This is a genomic window from Prosthecobacter sp. (genome assembly GCF_046154365.1).
Taxonomy (GTDB): domain Bacteria; phylum Verrucomicrobiota; class Verrucomicrobiia; order Verrucomicrobiales; family Verrucomicrobiaceae; genus Prosthecobacter.
This window is the reverse complement of the sequence record NZ_JBJXFV010000003.1, coordinates 1-19,935: the sequence shown is the minus strand read 5'-3', so window position 1 is coordinate 19,935 and position 19,935 is coordinate 1. Positions and strand designations below refer to the sequence as shown.

Here is a 19,935-nt window from a genome sequence, read left to right as displayed (position 1 = left end):
CAATGTCGTTAAGTTAAGAAGGGATTGCCGCAGATTCAGGGAAGCCGCAGATTTCTCGCCTGAATCGTCTAATCTGTGGTTTTCCTGAATCTGCGGCATTCATTCATGTGCTGTCCTTAACTTAATGACATTGAGTGCTCAGTGCTCAGTGCTCAGTGCTCAGTGCTCAGTGCTCAGTGCTCAGTGCTCAGTGCTCAGTGCTCAGTGCTCAGTGCTCAGTGCTCAGTTTGGCGCCGGGGTTTGAAGACTGAGCACTGAGCACTTAAATGTGGCTGGCTATTTGGGGATCGGTGCAGGGGTGATGATCAAAGACACCTTTGTCTCCTCAGCGGGGATGTTGGCGGGCATGCTGATCCAGAGGTCGTCGCGGTAATTGCCTTTGGCGGGGGAGTTGATGATGGCGGAGCGGTCCACGTAGGTGGAGATGATGTTGCCGGTGAGTTCGGCGACGAAGCCAGTTTCGTCGATTTGGGAGCCGTTGAAGATCCAGGTGCCGAGGTCGTCGGGTGTTTTGCGTTTGTCGATGTCCTGGATGAAGTGGGAGAGCGGGACGCGTTTGGTTTGGTCGCCGTCTTGCCACTCGACGTGGATGGCGAGGCGGTTGGCACCGGGTGTCTTGGGTTCGGTGTCCTTGTCTTTGTAGGGACGTTCTTCGTGGAGTGGAAGTTTTTCGAGAATGCCAAGGGTGGCTGGCTGGTAGTTGGCGAGGAGGAGGGCGAGCTGGATATGAATGGGGCGGACGGCGGTCTGCAGGATGGTTTCGTGGACTTTTTCGCCGGCTTCGTGGCAGAGGGCGTATTCAATGGGGAGTTTCTGGTGCAGGATGGAGCAAGGGACGCGCAACTCACGAGTGGCGGCGGTGATCTGGATGCCGTTGAGGTCAAAGACACCGGGGGAAATTTGTTTGAGGAGCTTCTTGGCGTCTTCGAGCTGCTGTGCCGCGTCAGGCTTGGACGCGGCGATGTCCTGAGCGGTCACGCAGGGGAGTGAGGCGAGGAACAGGAGGAATGCGACGAAGGAGCGGAGCATGGGGCTGGGGAGGTTAGGGGAAGGGAACACCGGGGCAAGGATGTTCCTTGGGGGTGACGAGACGTGGATGGTTTTTGACCGGGAACGAGGAGGTGTGGGCATTTTTTGCGCGGGGCATGCCGCTGAGGCTCCGTGCCACGGGGCTAGAGCTTCGGCAGCGTGTAGGTGCCGAAGCGGAGGGAGCGCTCGACGGTTTTCGGCACGACGGCCACGGGCTGGATTTCATAGGCTGGCTCCGGCTTGAAGGTTTTATCTTTGCGCAGTTTCACGATGAGCTGCAGGGCGAGATCGACGAGGGCGGGCTGGACGATGGTGGCGTCAATCTCACCCTGGCGGACGAGTTCGATGCCGCGCTTCTGCCCAGCTAGGCCGTCGGCGCCAATGATGAAGACGTTTTCGCGCAGGCCGGCGGTTTCGGCGGCTTTTGCCGCACCGAGGGCGATGACGTCGTTGTGGGCGTAGATGGCGTCGAAGTTTTTCTGCAGGCGCAAGGCTTCGGTGGTGATCTGCGTGGCTTTTTCAGCCGTCCAGTCGGTAGCGGCATCGTGGACGAGAATGACGCCGGGCTGGGCGTGCAGACCTTCGCTGAAGCCTTCGGCCATTTCGTTGGTGGGGTAGCTGTCCTCCACACCGCGCAATTGGATGACGCGACCGGTGACCTCGGCACGGCCCTCCTCGTCCGCTTTGCGTTTGAGGGCTTCTAGGACGGTCTGCGCGGCCATGCGTCCGACGTGACGCTGTTCGCTGAACACAATGCTGGTACAGCCGTCTTTGAGCATGCGCTTGTCGAGGCCGATGACGGCGATGCCGGCGGTCTGTGCCTCGATGATCAAGGCGGCAAGCGAGGCTGGGTCAATGGGGCTGATGAAGATGGCTGCGGGTTTCGTGGCGATGGCCTGACGGAACTGTTCGACCTGCTGCGTGGCGCTGCCTGCGGCGTCAAGCGTGGTGAGCTTGTAGCCCGCCTGCCTGCCAACGAGCATCGCGAGGCCGTTGCGCTGAAACGCCTGCATGGCAATGCGGGTGTCGGGCAGCAGCAGGATGATTTCCGCCCGTTCGTCTTTGGCGGTGAGACCGGAGGCATCGAGAAGGGATGGCGGCGGAGTGGTGCCGTTTTGCTGTGGGACCGCCGTCTGCTGCGGTTTCTTTTCAAGTTTGCTGACCGCCGTCTCAACATCCGGGTCCGCAGACGGCCCGCAGGCGGCCAGGAAGAGGGGGCAAAGAAGCAGGGCGGCGAGTCGAGTGCGGGTGGACATGGTGAGGGCGGCAGTTTAGCCCAGAAAGTTGAACTTGCACAAGTCTGCGATGGTCACGGAAAACACTCGCAGGCTTTTGCTTGCAGAATGATGGGATTGCCCCAGACTCCGCGCCTCTTTCACCCCCCCCCAACCCACTCACAATGAGCCACAAAAAGAAGACCGCTGTCGTTACCGGAGCCGCTGGATTCCTCGGTTCGCATCTCACTGACCGTCTGTTGAAAGAGGGCTACAAGGTGATCGGCATCGACAATCTTCTGACTGGCAACGTCCACAACATCGAGCACCTGGCCGGGAAGGGGAACTACCGCTTCATCCACCACGATGTGACGGAGTTCATCTATCTGCCGGGGGATGTGCATCTGGTGTTTCATTTTGCTTCGCCCGCGAGTCCGATCGATTATCTGAAACTGCCGATTGAGACGTTGAAGGTGGGCTCCATCGGCACGCATCACGCGCTGGGGCTGGCGAAGGCGAAGGGGGCCACCTTTTTGCTGGCATCAACGTCCGAAACGTATGGTGACCCGCTGGAGCATCCGCAGAAGGAAACGTACTGGGGTAATGTGAATCCCATCGGCCTGCGCGGTGTGTATGACGAGGCGAAGCGTTTTGCCGAGGCGTTGGTGATGGCCTATCATCGCACGCATGACATGGACACGAAGATCGTGCGCATCTTCAACACCTACGGCCCGCGCATGCGCCTGGAGGACGGGCGGGTGGTGCCTGCCTTCATCGGTCAGGCGTTGGCGGGCGAGCCATTGACCGTGTTTGGCAAGGGCCAGCAGACGCGCAGTTTCTGCTTTGTTTCGGATTTGATCGACGGCATTTATCGACTGTCGCAGAGCGACTACCATGAACCCGTGAACATTGGCAATCCGATGGAGATGACCGTTCTGGAGTTCGCCAAGGCGATCCTGCGCATCACGGGCAGCGAATCGGAGATTGTTTATCGCGAATTGCCTGCGGACGACCCCAAAGTGCGCCAGCCAGACATCACGTTGGCGCGTAAACTTCTCGGCTGGGAGCCGCAAGTGCCCTTTGAGGAGGGGATTTCGCGCACGGTGGAGTATTTTCGCGACTTTCTGAGAATCCCTGCTTGATGCGTGACGTGGTTTGCTGATAAAACACTAAAATAACAAGAACAACCATCCGCCTTTATGAAATCACTCGCATCGACTTTTGTATTCCTTCTGCTGGCCACTGCGCTGCAGGCCCAGGCTCCTGCTGTACAAGAGCCGCTGCCTGCGGTCAGGGTGAAAATCAAGCGTATTACTGTGATAGAGCAGCCGACGCCGCAATTCAGTGCCGGCAGTGTGAAGGAAAAACGCTGGCGGCCGAAGAACTGGGTGGAGGTGGATGTGGAGTTTGACGTCGATGTGCCAAACAGCGCAGGTGGCAGCAAAGGGACATATCCATCTTTGCAAATGGGGATTTATATTGCTCTCAACCATACCAACAAAGAGGGCAAGTTCGAGGTTGTGGAAGGCACGTTGGATCTCGTCAACGTTCCAGCAGGTGAAAACCATGTCCTTGCTTATGTGGCGCCTTCCACCATGAGACTGGTTTTTCAGAAGGATATCGTGACCGTTTCTTCAGATGTTAAGGGATGTGGCGTGGAAGTGCTCGCTGAAGGGAAACGCATTGCAGGAGACACCAACCTGGGAACAGGTGCGTGGTGGGAAGATAAAAAGGACAGTTTCGCCTTTTTACAGGGGATGTTGCTGAGCAAGTCAAAAACTCCGTTTGCTCCACTCTGGGGTGACTATGATGTCGAGGTGAGGGCGAAATAAGCTAGGTTCGTGCGCATTTAAATAACCGAATTCAGACAAACAAAGCTTCACCCAGCATGGCAGCTCCAAACAGCATTGCAGTCATCAATCTCGGCTCCCAGCGTGTCAGCGGAGCAGTTTTCGGCAAAACGCCGGGGGGAGATCTTATTCTGAAGCGGTATGAAATTGTGGAGATGGATGGTGACCCATCCGTTGACGTCAGCCGTCTGCCGCAGCTCAAGGTGGCGCTCAGCGAACTCGTCGCCAAACTGAAGATCAGAGGGCAGAATGCATGGTGTGCCGTTCCCGGACATCCGGTGTTCAGTCGCTTTGTGAAACTGCCGCCCGTGCAGGGGGACAAGCTGGCGCAGATCGTCGAGTTTGAAGCGCGGCAAAATGTGCCGTGGCAGCTTGATGAAGTTTCGTGGGACTATGAGGTGGTCACCAAGTCAGATCTCGGTGAAATCGAAGTGGTGCTGGCCGCCATGAAGCGGGAGCCATTGAATGAAATGTATGAGGAGACGACCTCCTGCGGTATTAAAGTGACGGGTGTCGATGTCGGCCCGTTGGCGCTCTACAATACATTTCGTTACAGCTATCCTGATGTGGACGAGCCTGCCTTGGTCGTTGATTTGGGCGCACGTTCCACCAATCTGGTGTTCATCGAGGGGGCACGTTTTTTCACCCGCAACCTGCTTGTCGGCGGTGCGGCGGTTACCAACGCGATCGCCAAGGAGTTTGGTGTGCCTTTCGCCGAGGCGGAACGGCAGAAATGCTCGCAGGGTTTCGTTGCCCTTGGCGGGGCGGTGGAAGATCACCCCGATGAAGGTGTGAACGCCATGTCCAAGGTCATGCGCAATTCGATGACTCGGCTGCACGCCGAAATCATGCGCACGATCACTTTCTACCGCAGCCAGCAGGGCGGCAGTGCGCCGAAACGGGTCTTCCTGGCCGGCGGTGGTTCGGGGGCTGGCTACATTGCCGAGTTTTTCTCAGAAAAATTGAAGCTGCCGGTGGAAGTTTTCAACGGTCTGCGCGGGGTGCAGCCAGAGCGCGGTGTCAATGCGGCGGCTGCCCAGGTGGACGCGCCGGCACTTGGAGAACTGGTCGGACTGGCGCTGCGCGGCATGGGGGCCTGCCCATGTGAGATCGAACTGATTCCTGACGCCTTGGCTGCTGCGCGTGACGCCGCACGTCGTGCTCCGACGCTGATTCTTGCCGGTCTGTGCATTATGGCGGCGCTGGGAGCCGCCATTTTCTGGTTCCAGAGCGCCAGTGCGGCGATTCAAGACCGTGCCGCCGCCATGCAGTCTGACGGCGCGCGTTTGAACAAGCTGTCCAATGACATTCGACTGCTGGATGCTAGGCAGGAGGAGCTGCGTCTGCGCAGTTCGCAGCTCGAGCAGGCGGTGACCGATCGCTCCTGGTGGGTGCGCCTGCTCAATGACCTCAATCAGCAGTTCGACAATGATCTCATCTGGCTGACCGTCATTGAGTTGATCAAGGATGATAAGCCCGTCACCGCGCCGCTGTGGGGCGGCAACAATGATGAGAAAAAATCGTCGGCCCCGGCCAAAGCGGGTACACCTGGCGCTCCGGTCTATGAATTGCGTCTGCAGGGACTGTATCGTGGGAACACCGAGGGGGAGCAGAAGGTGGTCTATGATTTTGCCGCCAAACTGGCGAAACTCGACGCCTTCATCATGACAGATTTTGAAACCAAGCGTGATCAATACGTGAAGGTGGACACTGGTGTGGAGGAAGACCGCTACGCTTTCCACTTCGAGATCAAAATGCCGCTGCGCAAGCCTCTGCAATTCCAATAAAGACCCATGGACTGGATTCGTGAAAACAAACCGCTGGCCGCCATTCTTGGCGTCATCCTCGCAGGCTCACTGGCCCTGGGCTATCTCTTGTTCGACGCATGGAGCAGTTACACTGAAACCAAGGATGGTTATCTTAACTTGGGCAGCCAGGTGGCCGGGCTAAAAGGCTCACGGCTGGCGCCTACCGAGGACAACGTCAAGGCCAAGCAGGCGCTCGTGGATGAATATGCGGCGCTGGTGAACCGGCTCGGCGGGGCGTTGCTGATTTTGCAGCCTCCAGTTCAGCCGATCAAGGACATCGAATTTCAGGCCCTGCTCAAAACCAAGATCGCAGAGGCGCGCAAAACGGCGGCGGCATCCAAAATGCAACTTCCTCCGGAGTTCGCATTTGGCTTTGATGAATACACCGCGGGTTTACCGAAATCCGCCGCCGCTGCTGCCGAGCTTGCCGTTTTTCTCGATGCCATGGATGAACTGGTCAAACTGTTCATGCAATGCGGTGTCCAGTCGGTGGATCTGCTTGAACGCTCCAAACTTGCCGTCGAACAGGCGCAAACAACCACGTCGCCACCGGGAAGCAATGCCACCGGGATGCAAGTCCAGCAGCAGTCGGCGTCTGCGATTCTGGAAAAGCGGCAGATCTCCGTGATTCTGACCTTGGATCAGGGACCGTTGCAGCTTCTGATCAGCCGCCTCGCCAATCCTTCGGATATGAAGTTCTTCACCAGCCTTCGGCAGTTGCGCATCGAGAACGAACGCCAGGACGGCCCGTTGCGCTCGGATGTAAAGCTGCCGGCCGCTCCCACTCCTCCAGACCCGTCGGGAGGAACAACACCAGCTCCGGCTGCAACAGATGAAATCAAAGCGCCGCCGCCCGCCCCCGTTGACTCCGTGCCTGTCATTGGCAAAGAATTTCTGAAGGTCAGAATGGAGATCGATTTGATCAAATTTTTAGACGCCGCCAAAGGCGTCGCGGCCCAGTCTCCTGCCGCACGCTGATCGTATTTGCACCTTTAATTGAACCCGCAGCCTTTACGCACCATGCAGAACAGCCAGGGAAGCTACGAAAAAATCATCCTGACCATCTCCGCCGTCCTCGCCATCGGGGTGGCGGTGTATCTGGTCTTCGAATCCCAGGGATTCGAGGAGAGTCTTGCGCTGGCGCAGGCATCCTCCAAAAACGACCTGAATGCGCCCGACAAAGACGCGGTTGCCAAGGCCACCGAAACCATCAAGAAAAAATATTCCTGGGTTTCACCCGTGAAGCAAGGCAAGGCCGTTCCCTTGAACAAATCCGTGCTCCTCGTGATGAAAAGCGGCCAGTTGTTCGATCTCCTGCTACCGGAGCCGAAACTCCGTGAGCCCATGACCAATATTTTCCTCACCGGAGACCTGACCAAAAACCCGCCAGAATCCCAGCTTCCTGATATTTTTTCTCCTAACGTGGGGGATTTGGATGCTGATGACGACGGCTTCTCCAATCTGGAGGAGTTTAACGCCAAAACGGATCCGCGAGATGCGACCAGCATGCCCCCGCTTACGAACAAGCTGGTGCTGCGCAAGCGCATCAGCCATGATTACATCTTGATTTTGAAGGGGGGTAGCGATGGCACTTTTCAAATACAGCGCTTGGTGCCGACCAAGGGCAACGTCTTCAAGCCGCTCAACGAAGAGTTTGGCTTCGACAAGGGGGCGAACCGTTTCAAGCTGCTTGCGGCGCAGAAGCAGATCATACAGCATCCAACCCTCGGCCCCATGGATGCCTTTGTGGTCAAGGTGCTTGATTTGTCCACGAACAAGGAGTTCGAACTCATCCAAGGCAAAGAAACGAATCTGGCGGAGTACGAGGCCGAACTCGAATTTCTCTGGAAGAAGCGTCAGACCATCCCCGGTGTCAGGGAGGGCAAGACGTTCCAACTGCCTGGTCTTGGGGTCACCTACCACATTTTGAAATTGGAAGAGACCAAGGCGGTCATCGCGCCGGACAAAGGTGGCAAGCCGTCACCGCAGACCATTGAAATTAAGCAAGGTTGAGGCCTTTCATTTTTTTCAAACGCCCCAAAATTTGTCTCGCCAAAGTTCGGCCCCATCTGCTAGTAATCTATCTTTACCACAAAAAACGCTGTTAGTCTGCCTTATGATCCATCACTCCCGTCTGGTGCTCAACCTGTCTCTCGTCGTCCTGACTGCGGCTTCCCCGCAAATCATGGCTCAAAGTTCCGTTTCAGGAATGGCCAATCGCGAAATTGCCCGCCGCTACGCCCGCATTGAAGATGCTCGTACCGCCATGGATCGTGGCGACAAGCTTTTCAGTGAAGGTGATTACGAAGGCGCGCTTGGCTCATACAAAGCCGCCATTGATGCCCTGCCCAATGCCCCGTTGACGCGTGACTGGCTCGATCTGGCCCAGCTCAAGTATGCTGACTGTAGCGTTGTGGTCGCACGTGAACGAGCCAAAGCGGGCAACTATAAGGAGGCACGCACACTGCTGGAGGGGGCCATGATTATCATTCCTGGTCACAAAGGTGCGGTTTCATTCTTGAAACAACTCGAGGATCCAGATCGCTGGCCGCCTGCGCTCACACCCGAGCATGTGGAAAATGTAGGCAAAGTAAAGACAGGCCTGCTGGTCGCAAACAGCTCGGTTGAGATTGGCAACTACGACACGGCCATCACTCAGTATCAAGATGTGCTTCGCACGGACCCTTACAATAGCGCTGCCCGCCGTGGCATGGAAAACGCTGAACGCAAGCGCATGGCGTATTTTAAAGCAGCCTACGATCAACAGCGTGCCAAGATGCTTTCAGCGGTTGATGAAGCTTGGGAAGACAAGGTGCCAGTGCAGGGGCAGCAGGTGGTCTTCGACTACGGTGTTGGCCGCAGCCCCGGTGCTTATTTGACAGAGAAGATGAACAAAATCATTTTCCCCACAGTGCAGTTCCAGGGTGCCACGATTGAAGAGGCCATTGAATATCTGCGTATCAAAAGCCGTGACTTGGACACCTTTACGGATGCTTCCGGCGTAAAGGGGGTCAATATCATTCTCCGCACTGGTGATGCTCCGAGCAACGCCTCAATCAGTCTCGATTTGAAGGATGTGCCGATGTCTGAGGCGCTGCGCTATGTGACTGAACTGGCGCAGATGAAATTTAAAGTGGAAGCGCATGCTGTGCTGGTGGTGCCGCTTTCGGAAAATGCCAGTGAGCAGTACACACGCAGTTATCGCGTCCCCCCGGACTTCCTGAGCTCGGGTGGTGGGGATGTTGGCGGTGGTGCTGCTCCAGCTGCTCCCGCAGATCCGTTTGCCGCAGGTGGCGGCGCGGCCGCAGGTGGCGGTGGCGGATTGATCGCGAGAAAAACGGCGAAACAGATTCTGGAAGGATCAGGCATCACTTTCCCTGAGGGTTCCTCGGCCAGTTACAATCCGGCCACTTCTCAGTTGGTGGTCAGAAACACACAGCCCAATCTCGATTTGGTGGAGGCCTTTGTTGAAACCATCACCAAGACAGCGCCCAAGATGGTGGTCATCACCTCCAAATTTGTCGAAGTGACCCAGAAAAACACCGAAGAGCTTGGTTTTGATTGGCTGCTGGGTGGCGTCGGGACGAACGGCAACAATGTCTTCCTTGGCGGTGGCACTCCCGGTAACGGGGCTCCATACTCTCCCGGTAATTATCCATTTGGCGGCACCGCCGTCATACCAAACGTGACGTTGGGCACGACAATAGTTTTCCCGTCGCAGACGGTGCAAAATGCTGTTGGAGGTCCAACGCCGCTAGGGGTAACCCCTGTAAACGGCGGCGGTGGTGGAAACATCACGTCTGGGCTTAGAAATGGCAGCTTTGCTCTCAACAATAACAGCATTGATAACTTGCTGAGCACCGGCTCCACAACGGGTGCCACGACCGCCGCCCCAGGCATTTTTTCCGTGGCGGGCATTTTCACTGATCCGAATTTTCAATCGGTGATTCGCGGACTCAGTCAGAAGAAGGGGGTGGATTTGATGAGCGCGCCCAGTGTGACTACGAAAAGTGGCACGCGTGCTACGATGGAAGTAACCCGTGAGTTCATCTACCCCACCGAATTTGATCCTCCGCAGTTGCCCCAAGGTGGCGGTGGAGCTGTTACATTGGGTGGAGGCAGCAGCAGTCAAATCGCAACGCCGACGACTCCGACCGCCTTTGAAATGCGGCAGACGGGGGTCCGCTTGGAAGCCGAGCCGACCGTAGGTGCAGATGGCAACACCATTGAGCTTACCTTGGCCCCTGAGGTGGTTGAATTTGATGGATTCATTAACTATGGCTCTCCCATCCTCTCTCCTGCGAGTTCGTCGTTTCAGCCAATTCAATCCGCAGCCAATACTATTGCTGGCTACGTTCCGCTCCAGCAGGCTGAACGCATCATCACTCCTAACATCATCAATCAGCCGATTTTTTCGGTGCGCAAGGTGACAACAGGAGTGTCCATTTGGGATGGGCAGACAGTGGGTTTGGGTGGGCTGATTCGGGAAGACGTACAAGATGTGCAGGATAAGATCCCAATCCTCGGTGACCTTCCAATCATTGGCCGACTGTTCAAATCGGAATCCGAACAGCACTTCAAGCGTAACCTCATGATCTTTGTCACGGCGCATTTGATTGATCCGTCAGGCCAGAGAGTCAAAAACAGCGCCGTTCCGCAGTCAGACAGTGCAATCGCCGGACCGGGTTCAGTTGGCACTCTTCTGCCTTCCGTGGCACCTGTGCGCTAAAAACACTGTAAACCTTCGAGTGAAATCAGGCAGGATTGCGATAAGCATCCTGCCTGATGCATTTTGTGGCCGGTAATCAAATTCCATGAAATCTTGGTTGATCACAGGATGTGCTGGCTCTGGCAAAAGCTCAGTGGCGGCTTTGATGTTGAAGCAGTTCCCTATGTCTGGTTGTTTTTTTTCTGCGGATTTGGCTGCTGCGGAACAGATGAAAACTGTAACAATAATCGGAAGGCTTGTGGCTGCGTTTGGCACCCAGGCACTGCAAATTTCCGGCGAGATAAACCGGCAATGGCTGAGGGAGGTGGTGTTGCCCGATGCTGCTCTTCGCAAACAATTGGAAGAGATTCTGCACCCGCCGGTTCTCGCCGCTTTGGAAGTTGCTCGTTCCGACGCCAGCAGGTCAGGTATGAATCTTTTCCTTGCGGAAGTCCCCCTCCACTATGAGATTGGATCCACAGTTTCAGCAGACTTTGTCATCGTGGTGGCTTCCAGCCGGTCGGTGCAGGTCAGGCGGATGATGGAAACCCGGGGTCTCGATGAACAGACCGTTCACAAGTTCCTGGAGGCCCAATGGCCCATCGAAGCCAAGGTTGAAAGAGCGGATGCCGTCATTTGGAATGATGGCAGTCTGGCCTCTCTTGAAGCCCAGGTGCTGACGCTGGCAAGTCCACTCTTGCAAGCATGAACGACCAATCTACCGAATTCCCCGCCACCGTGGCACTCCCTCCTGTTATTGAAACGCCTGAATTGATTTCTGCCGCGCCTCCCGCATCGCCGGATCATTCTACCGTATCCTCGCAGGCCGGTGAGCCACAGAAACCAGAAGGCGCGCAGGCACCGTTTCCGCAGGAGGTGTCCATCAATGATCTGCAAGACAGTACTCTGGCAGAGCTGTTGGAACTTGCGGAGACCGTTGGCTTCCGTTTGAACGCCAGCCGAACGAAGCATCAGCTCATCTATGATCTCTGCTCCTGGCTCGCCGAGCACAAAACTCGTCTCAAAGTCGAGGGTATCCTCGAAATCGGCCTCGACAACTACGGCCTCATCCGCTTTCCGAAATACAGCTTCACGCCGTTGCCGGAGGATGTCTTTGTTCCCCTTTTCTTGGTCAGAAAATTCAATCTGCGTCCCAGCCAGAGAATCGTCGGTTACGCCAAAGCCCCCAAGGACCGCGATAAGTACTTGGCTATCGATCGCCTCACCGAAGTCGAAGGTATGCCCATCGGGGAATGGGAGTCACCCGTCGAGTTCGACAAGCTGACTGCAACCTTTCCCAATAAACGCATCATCTTGGAGACGGCCAAGCCCTGCGCCATTAGCTCCCGCATTCTCGACATCGTGGCACCGCTTGGCAAAGGCCAACGCGGCCTCATTTGCGCGCCACCGCGTTCAGGCAAAACGGTCATCCTAAAGGACATCGCCAAATCCATCTCGCAGAATCACAAGGAGATCGCACTCATCGTTCTTCTGCTTGATGAGCGTCCCGAGGAAGTCACTGATTTCGAGGAAACCGTCCAGGGCTGCGAAATCTACAGCTCTACCTTCGACGAAAGCCCCAAACGCCACAGCCAGGTCGCCGAAGTCGTGCGCGAGCGTGCCTGCCGTCTCGTCGAGATGAAAAAGGATGTCGTCATCCTGCTCGACAGCATCACGCGTCTTGCGCGTGGTTACAATGCGATGCAGGGGGGCAAAGGGGCCGTTATGTCCGGTGGTGTCGGCACCAAGGCGCTCATGAAGCCCAAGAAATTCTTTGGCGCTGCACGCAACGTTGAAGAGGGGGGCAGCCTCACCATCATCGCCACCGCGCTCATCGAAACCGAAAGCCGCATGGACGAGGTGATCTTTGAGGAATTCAAAGGCACCGGCAACATGGAGGCCACGCTCGACCGCGAAATCTCCGAACGCCGCATTTTCCCGGCGCTGCATCTGCTCAAATCCGGCACGCGTCGCGACGACCTGCTCTATCATCCCGACGAATTCAAACGCATCACCCAGGTGCGCAAACAACTCGCCGCCGTCCCTGCTGCCGAAGCGTTGGAGTTGCTCATTCGCAACATCAACCGCACTGGCAACAACGCCGAAATCCTTCTCATGGGCCTGAAATGAACGAAGCCGCATCAACCCAGGCGGACTACGAGTTCATCGACACGCCAGCGCATCTCGATCAATGGGTCACACAGATGCGGCAGTGGCTTTCAACCAGCCCTGACAAACGCTGCTGTCTCGACACCGAGGCCGACAGCCTGCACCACTACCATGAAAAGCTCTGCCTCCTGCAGGTGAACTGTGCCGGGCGCTATGCCCTCGTCGATCCTCTGGCCATTGCCGATGTTTCACCGCTGCTCGAACTGCTTGATACGCATGAACTGTGGTTTCATGGCGCGGATTATGATCTGACCATGCTCAGGCGCACCTACGATTGGAGTCCGCGTGTGATTCGCGACACGCAGATCGCCGCACGTCTCCTCGGCGCACGTCAGTTCGGTCTCGCTGCATTGGTGAAGAACACCTTCGACCTCGATCTCTGCAAAGCTTCGCAGAAAGCCGACTGGAGCCGTCGCCCGCTCCCACCCAACATGCTCTCGTATGCCGTCGATGATGTGCGCTACCTGCTGACGATCGCGGACAAGTTCGTCTCTCAGCTTCGGGAGAAGGGCAGGGAAGACTGGTTCCATCAAAGCTGTCGTGAGTTGCAGGCAGATGTCGCCGCACGTGACAATGCTCAGCGCGAAGATCCCTGGCGTGTGCAAGGCTGTGGTCGATTGCATCCCAAAGGCTTGGCCGTTTTGAAAGCCATGTGGGAGTGGCGTGAAGGCATCGCGAAGGAACGTGACACCCCGTGCTTCAAAATCATGTCGAACAAGCAGATGGTCGCCTACGCCGAGCAGTTCGAGGTCGATCAGTCGCTCAATCCTCCCAACGGTTGGCGTCCGCGCTGGAAAAAAGAGTTCCATGACATCGTGGCCGCTGTCATCGCGTCCCCATCTTCCGAATGGCCGGCACGGGCAAAAAAAATCAAAGGACGACTCAGTGACTCCCAGCGCGATCAGATCGATAAACTCTGCGCCCATCGTGAAAAAGTGGCCCAGGAGCTGGAGATCGAGCCTTCGCTGCTCGGCTCACGCAGCACCATTGAAGAACTCGTCGTTGACGGCAATCCTGCGAACCATCTCATGAGCTGGCAGCACGACTTGATGGCCCGTGGCTTGGAACAGGTGCTTCAGGCGGAATAATCCGCCTTCACGGCGTTACTTCTGCTTCAACCAGTCAGGCAGCACGATCTCGGCGCTTTTGATCGGCGCGGTGTCACCTTTCCAGACAAAGCCTGCGCTTTCGAAGCTTTCACGATGCTCACGCAGGAAGGCCAGCAGCCTGCGTCCCATCTGCTGATTCGGCGAATCATGGCGCACAGCGAAGGGTTGCACCGCTTTCGATTTGTCCGCTGGCAGCGGCACCGCATCAAAGTGCGCGCTGTCGTTGTGAATGTTGATGCGATACACCACCGCTGCGTCCAGCGAGCCGGTGCGCATCTGGTTGACGAGAAAATCTGCCGTGGGCACCTGCGACGAGGCATTCTTGCTCACGCTGTCCCACAGGTTCATCGACTTCAGCATCGACTTTGTGAGAAAGCCCAGCGTGGACTGTTCCGCATTGCACAGGCCGACACGCAGTCCTGGCCGTGCCAGATCGGCTAGCGTGCGGATATTCTGTGCATTGCCCTTCGGCACGGCGATCACGATCTCAGCCTCTGTCAGGACCACTGACTCAGGAAACTGCTGTGCCACGGGCGGCACAAAGCAGATGTCACAGGCATAATACGCATCCGGGAATTTTGGGTTGCTGCTGTCTCCCATTGTTTTCATCGTCGCACACAGGATGCCGCAGCCGTTGAACACCGTTGTCATCGTGATGCCTTCGCGTGTGGCGAATTGCTGCAGCAGTTTCTCGATGGCCGTGCGGTTCACACCACCGCTGTAAAGGATCAGATCGGGTCGCGCCGCCCACTTATCTCCAGGCATAGCCTTGAAGCCATGCTTCTGAAAAATAGCGCCTCCTTTTTCAGGGGCGGCCAGATAACGGGCGAATCGCATCGCCTCCGCAGACTGTTGGCAGAACGAAAGCACCGCCGCCGTGGCAAATTCCTCGTGCTTTGCCAGTTCCGGCAGCATCACGGTCTCCAGTCCCTTGAACTGCGGCACGGTCGAGTCCCACACAATCGCCGCATCCACCGCTCCCAGCGAGAGATCCGCCGCGATTTCCGTCACGGTTGGTTTCATCACGGCTGCCTTGGCTGCCAGCGCATTCCATTCAGCACCGAGCAGTTTTTTGCTCACCCGCCCGATGCTGGCCGCTTCAGGATTTGGCAGCGCCAGCTTGATTTCGGCCTTCTTCAGCGCCTCCAGGCTGTCAATGTGCTTGGGATTGCCCTTGGCCACCGCCAGCACCGGTTTCTGCTTCACCAGTTGAAACTCCTCGCGAGTCACCTCCAGCTTTTTGGCATCCGCCAGCGCGCCATCATCTGCGGCAATGAAAAGATCACCCTGCCTGGCGATTTTGAGCTGGCTGAGCAGCGTTCCCGTGCCGCCGTATTGCAGCCGCACCTCCGTCCCTGTTTCCTTTTGATAAGCGAGGGCGATTTCTTCCACCGGTTTTTTCAATCCGGCGGCGCAGAAGACCGTGAGCGTGCCAGAACCCTGCTTGTCAGGTTTCAACACGACCCACACCGCCGCTGTGGCGGCTGCCAGAAGGAGAAGAGAGAAAAACTTTTTCATCATGCCATGCTTGAACGTGTGTTGTCGCGGGCATTGCTCATTTTTAGCCGATCAATTTGTCGATCACCTGCCCACCGAACTGTGAGAGCTGCTTGAACCTTCCCGCGTGGTAAAACGTCAGCTTGTTGTCATCCAGGCCGAGCAATCGCAGCAGCGTCACATGCAGATCGCGCACATGATGCACTTCTTCGACGGCCTCCATGCCGCGATCATCCGTGCTGCCAATGGTGTGTCCGGCCTTCACGCCGCCACCGGCAAACCACACCGTCATCGCCTTCGAGTTGTGATCGCGGCCATACGCGGTGCCGCCGCGCACGCCGTTGTCGGGTGTACGGCCAAATTCACCGCACCAGACGAGCAGCGTGTCATCCAGCAGCCCGCGTTGTTTCAAATCCTTGATCAATGCCGCGATGGGCTGGTCCACCTGCCGGATCAGATTGCCATGCGCACGCTCAATGTAGTCGTGGCTGTCCCAGGTGCCCGCGTAGAGTTGCACGAAGCGCACGCCTTTCTCCACGAGCTTGCGTGCTAACAAACACTTTCGGCCAAAGGCATCTGTGGCGTCATTGCCAATGCCGTACATGGCCTTGGTCTTTTCATCCTCCTTGCTCAGGTCCAGCGTTTCAGGCACCTGCGTCTGCATCCGAAAGGCCAGCTCGTAATTGTTCATCCGCGCCTTCAATTCGTCGTGCCACGGATGCTCCTCCGCGTGTTTTTGGTTCAACTGTGCCAGCAGATTGAGATTCGCCCGCTGATGCTCCGGCGCGATGCCCTGCGGCGGACGCAAATCGAGAATCGGCGAGCCTTTCGGTCTTAGCGGCGTCCCTTGAAATTGCGCCGGCAGGTAGCCATTGCCCCAGTTTGCGCTGCCACCCTGCGGATAGCTGATTTCTGGCAGCACGATGAAACCCGGCAGGTCTTGATTCACCGATCCCAGCCCATACGTCACCCACGAGCCAATCGCCGGATCACCACCGAAGCGATTTCCGCAGTTCATCTGGTACATCGCCGTCGGATGATTAACCGAATCGACCTGACAGCCGCGAAAGAAACATAACTCATCCGCCACGCCGCTGAGATGCTGCCACGGCTCGCTCATCCACGCACCGCTTTGACCATGCTGTGCGAACTTGAACGGCGACTTCACATAATACCGCTTCCCGCTCTCCATCGCCGACTTCTGCTTTCCCTCGCGAGTGAACTCCTTCAGATGCAGCTGCTCCAGCATCGGCTTCGGGTCAAAACAGTCGATGTGCGACGGGCCGCCCTCCATCATGAGGAAGATGCAGTTCTTCGCCTTTGTCGGCACCTGCTGTGCCTTTGGAGCCAGCGGACTCGTCTCCGCCGCCATCAATGATGTCAAAGCTACGCTTCCCAGCGAAGTGCCCAGCCCATACACAAACTCACGTCGCGTCGGGGCATGCAGTGCTTGCGATCCGGCACAAGGGAAGAAGGAAGTGTTCATGGCTCAGTAGAGATAAGAAAACTCGTTCGAATTCAGCAGCACGAGGCACACATCCGCCAGCGCTCGGGTCCGTGCATCGACACCAGCAGGCTGGAGGTCTGGGACGAACTCGGTGTAGCCTGGCAGCTTTTCGTTGAATGAAAATTTCTCGCCCGTGTTCTCCTCCACGGCGTCGCGCTTCACGCTCAGCGGCGGTTTGGGCTTCGTGAGGGCCAGTTTGGCCTGTTTGGCCGCCATTTGCTTCCAGTGGCTCTCGCAGGCGTTTTTTTCATCGGTGGACGGTGGGCGGCCGTAGGCGAGTTCAAACACACGCGCAATGGGATCGGCTGATTTTTCCTTCAAAACGCGATGCGCCAGCGCCAGGGCGCGATCATGGCTCGTCTGACCGTTGAACAGGCTGAAAACCTGCGGCGTGACGGTAGAGACTTCGCGTGCCTCACATGAAAAATCCGGCGCAGGCTCATTGAAGACCTCCATGAATGGATCGCGCACGCCGCGAATTTTGAGCGCATACAAACTGCGTCGGTGACGTTGTTCCGGCTGCGCATTCGGCACCCAGGCGGCAGCAAACGTGCCCATCACCTGACGCGGCTGCATGGCCACCTCGAGGTTGATCTCCGGCCGGTTAGGAATGCCGCCGAGGGTCGGATTCAGCTCGCCGGTGATGCGCAGCATCGTGTCGCGCAGCTCCTCGGCGGTGAGGCGGCGGGGTTTGAAGGCGGCGTAGTGGAATTCGAGATCCTCCCTGCTAACGGCGGTTTTAGTGCTCAGTGCTGAGTGCTGAGTGCTCAGTTTTGAACCAGCGCCAGACTGAGCACTAAGCACTGAGAACTGAGCACTTCTTCGATAAGCGTCACTCATCATGATCACGCGGTGCATCTCCTTGAGGCTCCATTGCTTCTGTACCAACGTTGCCGCCAGCCAGTCGAGCAGTTCGGGATGGGTGGGCTTTTTGCCAGTGCTGCCGAAGTTGTTCGGATTGCCGGCGATGGCCTGGCCGAAATGCCAGAGCCACAGGCGGTTTACGATGGCGCGTGTGGTCAGCGGGTTGTCCTTGCTCCCGATCCAGTTCGCCAGCGTCGAGCGACGACCCTCAATGCCTTCGGCAATTTGAAATTCCAAATTTGAGATTTCAGATAATGCGGAAAGCACACCAGGTTTGACCGGCTTCGTCGGTGAAAACGGATCGCCGCCGCCGAGGATGGCCGTCTGCTCCAGTTCACCGTTCGTCATGCGATCCAGAGGCATGCGCATGGGCTGATACACGCTGGTGAGCTGCGGCGTGCGCCCGTTATAGACGCTGAACGCGAAGGGCTCATAGCGCTCCAGTTCCCACTTCAGCCGCTCCAGGCCTTTGCGGGCCACACGCTCGTTGCCATAGTCCTCCGGCTCGAACCCGACGAGCTTTGGCGGATACTGATCCTCTGGCACGCCCTGCTTCGTGAGGATCTGCCGTGTGGTCGAAAACACCTCCTGAAACTCCCGCCGCGGTGCTTTGGCGCCGGTTTTTGGCTGCTTCCGTGCCTGCGCGACCGCCGCATGCCATGGGGCGGCATCCAGCTTCTTCTTCGCGAACCACTGCTGCGCATTCGTCAGCAGCTTGTCGTCCAAGGTCTTCAACATGGCCATGTGTTCAGCTTTGCGGGCTTCCAGATGCTTCCGCTCCTCAAATCCCGCCGTGTTCTCGTCCTTCAGGAACGGCGCGGCATGCTCCGCGAGCTGTGTCGTCGCGAAGCAGGCCTGCATCGAGTAGTAATCATGCGTCGGCACCGGATCGAACTTGTGGTCGTGGCAGCGCGCGCATTGCAGCGAGTGCGCGAGGAAAGTTTCACCCACGCTGTTCGTCACATCATCGAGGAAGCGCTGCCGTGCGATCTTCGCCACCTCCATGCCGGTCAGCTCCCACGGCCCCATGCGCAGAAAGCCGACCGCGATGAGCATCTCGGGATCGTCCGGCTTCAGTTCATCACCAGCGATCTGTTCTTTGATGAACTGGTCGTAGGGTTTGTCAGCATTGAAGCTGCGCACCACATAATCACGGTAGCGCCAGGCATTGCCGCGCTCGTAGTCATTGGCAAAGCCGCTGCTGTCCGCGTAGCGCACCACGTCCAGCCAATGGCGGGCCATGCGTTCGCCGTAGTGCGGTGACTCCAGCAAGCGGTCGATGAGTTTTGAATAGGTCTTATAGGACTTATTCGTCCTATTCATTTCATCCACGAACATCTCCACCTCCTCCGGCGTCGGTGGCAGGCCGGTGAGATCATAAGTGGCGCGGCGGATGAAGGTGCGCGCATCCGCCGCTGGAGCAGGCTCCTTCACAGCGAGCAGCGCATCAATGGGATGCACTGAGGACTGAGCACTGAGCACTGGCTTCTTCACCGGCTGATACGCCCACAACGCCGCCGTCTTATACCGCCGTTTCGCCCACTCTGGCGACAGCGCCCCGGTTGTTTTCACTGTGATGCCATCTTCCGTGCTCCACTTCTCGGCGTTGGCTGTTGCAATGGCCTTTTGCTTTTCATCATCCGGCCACGGCGCACCGGCGGTGATCCAGTCTTTGATCCAGGCCAGTTGCGCGGCGTAAAGCTGGTCCGCCTCTTTGGGTGGCATCGGCTCCCAGTCATCATGTTTGCGTGTCGTCGCGAGATAGAGCGGGCTGTCGTCCGGCTTTCCTGGCACCAGCGACTTCATCTCGCTCTCACCGCCCTTGAGCGTGCTGGCCAGCGTGCGCAGGTCGAAACCGCCCTTGATCTTCTTCGCGTCATTCCCGTGGCAGGCGAGGCATTTTTCCTGGAACAGCGGCCACACGCGGCGCACAAACAACGCCTCCGCGTCCTGCGCGTGGAGCGAGGCAGCGAGCAGCAGTGTGGTCAACGCAATCTTGCCGGTCATGTCAGGTATCAGAACGCAGCGGAAAACTTCGTCATTCGTCATTCTGCATTCAATGTCGTTAAGTTAAGGCGATCACAAGTTTTTGTATGCGGTGGGCGCCATGCGTTTGGCGCGAGGCGTGCGCGGATTGGAGCGCCCTGGGCGTATTAGGCAGCGGGCACGTTGGAAGCAGC

General features: G+C 57.3%; 14 protein-coding genes. 9 read left to right on the top strand and 5 right to left on the bottom strand.

The features are described from left to right. Positions 1-276 precede the first annotated feature (276 nt). The gene (locus ACKVY0_RS00175; RefSeq protein ID WP_409212758.1) at positions 277-1,029 is read right to left on the bottom strand and encodes a YdjY domain-containing protein; all 753 of its coding nucleotides are present in this window, start codon (positions 1,027-1,029) and stop codon (positions 277-279) included. Between the two features lie 143 nt (positions 1,030-1,172). Further along, entirely contained in the window at positions 1,173-2,285 is a 1,113-nt protein-coding gene (locus ACKVY0_RS00170; RefSeq protein WP_409212757.1) for a sugar ABC transporter substrate-binding protein, read from the bottom strand. A gap of 143 nt (positions 2,286-2,428) precedes the next feature. Between ACKVY0_RS00170 and ACKVY0_RS00165 the strand changes: the two genes are divergently transcribed. The 9 genes from ACKVY0_RS00165 (at position 2,429) to ACKVY0_RS00125 (ending at position 13,866) form a co-directional block, all read left to right on the top strand. Next, the gene (locus tag ACKVY0_RS00165) at positions 2,429-3,385 is read left to right on the top strand and encodes a UDP-glucuronic acid decarboxylase family protein (protein WP_409212756.1); all 957 of its coding nucleotides are present in this window, start codon (positions 2,429-2,431) and stop codon (positions 3,383-3,385) included. 57 nt (positions 3,386-3,442) lie between these two features. Beyond that, the gene (locus ACKVY0_RS00160) at positions 3,443-4,075 is read left to right on the top strand and encodes an Amuc_1102 family pilus-like protein (RefSeq protein ID WP_409212755.1); all 633 of its coding nucleotides are present in this window, start codon (positions 3,443-3,445) and stop codon (positions 4,073-4,075) included. Positions 4,076-4,131: 56 nt separating this feature from the next. Then, positions 4,132-5,880, top strand: coding sequence for an Amuc_1101 family PilM-like pilus complex protein (locus tag ACKVY0_RS00155; RefSeq protein ID WP_409212754.1), 1,749 nt, complete (start codon positions 4,132-4,134; stop codon positions 5,878-5,880). Between the two features lie 6 nt (positions 5,881-5,886). After that, positions 5,887-6,879, top strand: coding sequence for an Amuc_1100 family pilus-like protein (locus ACKVY0_RS00150; RefSeq protein ID WP_409212753.1), 993 nt, complete (start codon positions 5,887-5,889; stop codon positions 6,877-6,879). A 42-nt stretch (positions 6,880-6,921) separates the two neighbouring features. Then, positions 6,922-7,914, top strand: coding sequence for an Amuc_1099 family pilus-like system protein (locus tag ACKVY0_RS00145; RefSeq protein WP_409212752.1), 993 nt, complete (start codon positions 6,922-6,924; stop codon positions 7,912-7,914). 103 nt (positions 7,915-8,017) lie between these two features. Next, complete coding sequence (locus tag ACKVY0_RS00140) at positions 8,018-10,630, top strand: Amuc_1098 family type IV pilus outer membrane protein (RefSeq protein ID WP_409212751.1); 2,613 nt, start codon at positions 8,018-8,020, stop codon at positions 10,628-10,630. 85 nt (positions 10,631-10,715) lie between these two features. Continuing rightward, the gene (gene coaE, locus ACKVY0_RS00135; RefSeq protein ID WP_409212750.1) at positions 10,716-11,318 is read left to right on the top strand and encodes a dephospho-CoA kinase; all 603 of its coding nucleotides are present in this window, start codon (positions 10,716-10,718) and stop codon (positions 11,316-11,318) included. Beyond that, entirely contained in the window at positions 11,315-12,739 is a 1,425-nt protein-coding gene (gene rho, locus ACKVY0_RS00130; protein ID WP_409212749.1) for a transcription termination factor Rho, read from the top strand. The genes coaE and rho overlap by 4 nt, the downstream gene beginning before the upstream one ends. Further along, positions 12,736-13,866: a ribonuclease D gene (locus ACKVY0_RS00125; RefSeq protein ID WP_409212748.1), complete on the top strand. Its 1,131-nt coding sequence runs from the start codon at positions 12,736-12,738 to the stop codon at positions 13,864-13,866. Before rho ends, ACKVY0_RS00125 begins: the two co-directional genes overlap by 4 nt. A gap of 15 nt (positions 13,867-13,881) precedes the next feature. Here the strand turns inward: ACKVY0_RS00125 and modA are convergent, their stop codons facing one another. The 3 genes from modA to ACKVY0_RS00110 are packed head-to-tail and all read right to left on the bottom strand — an operon-like array spanning position 13,882 to position 19,762. Continuing rightward, the gene (gene modA / locus ACKVY0_RS00120) at positions 13,882-15,408 is read right to left on the bottom strand and encodes a molybdate ABC transporter substrate-binding protein (RefSeq protein WP_409212747.1); all 1,527 of its coding nucleotides are present in this window, start codon (positions 15,406-15,408) and stop codon (positions 13,882-13,884) included. 40 nt (positions 15,409-15,448) lie between these two features. Beyond that, positions 15,449-16,870: a DUF1501 domain-containing protein gene (locus ACKVY0_RS00115; protein WP_409212746.1), complete on the bottom strand. Its 1,422-nt coding sequence runs from the start codon at positions 16,868-16,870 to the stop codon at positions 15,449-15,451. Between the two features lie 3 nt (positions 16,871-16,873). Next, a complete protein-coding gene (locus ACKVY0_RS00110; protein WP_409212745.1) occupies positions 16,874-19,762 on the bottom strand; it encodes a PSD1 and planctomycete cytochrome C domain-containing protein in 2,889 nt (962 codons plus the stop codon). Between the last annotated feature and the right edge of the window lie 173 nt (positions 19,763-19,935).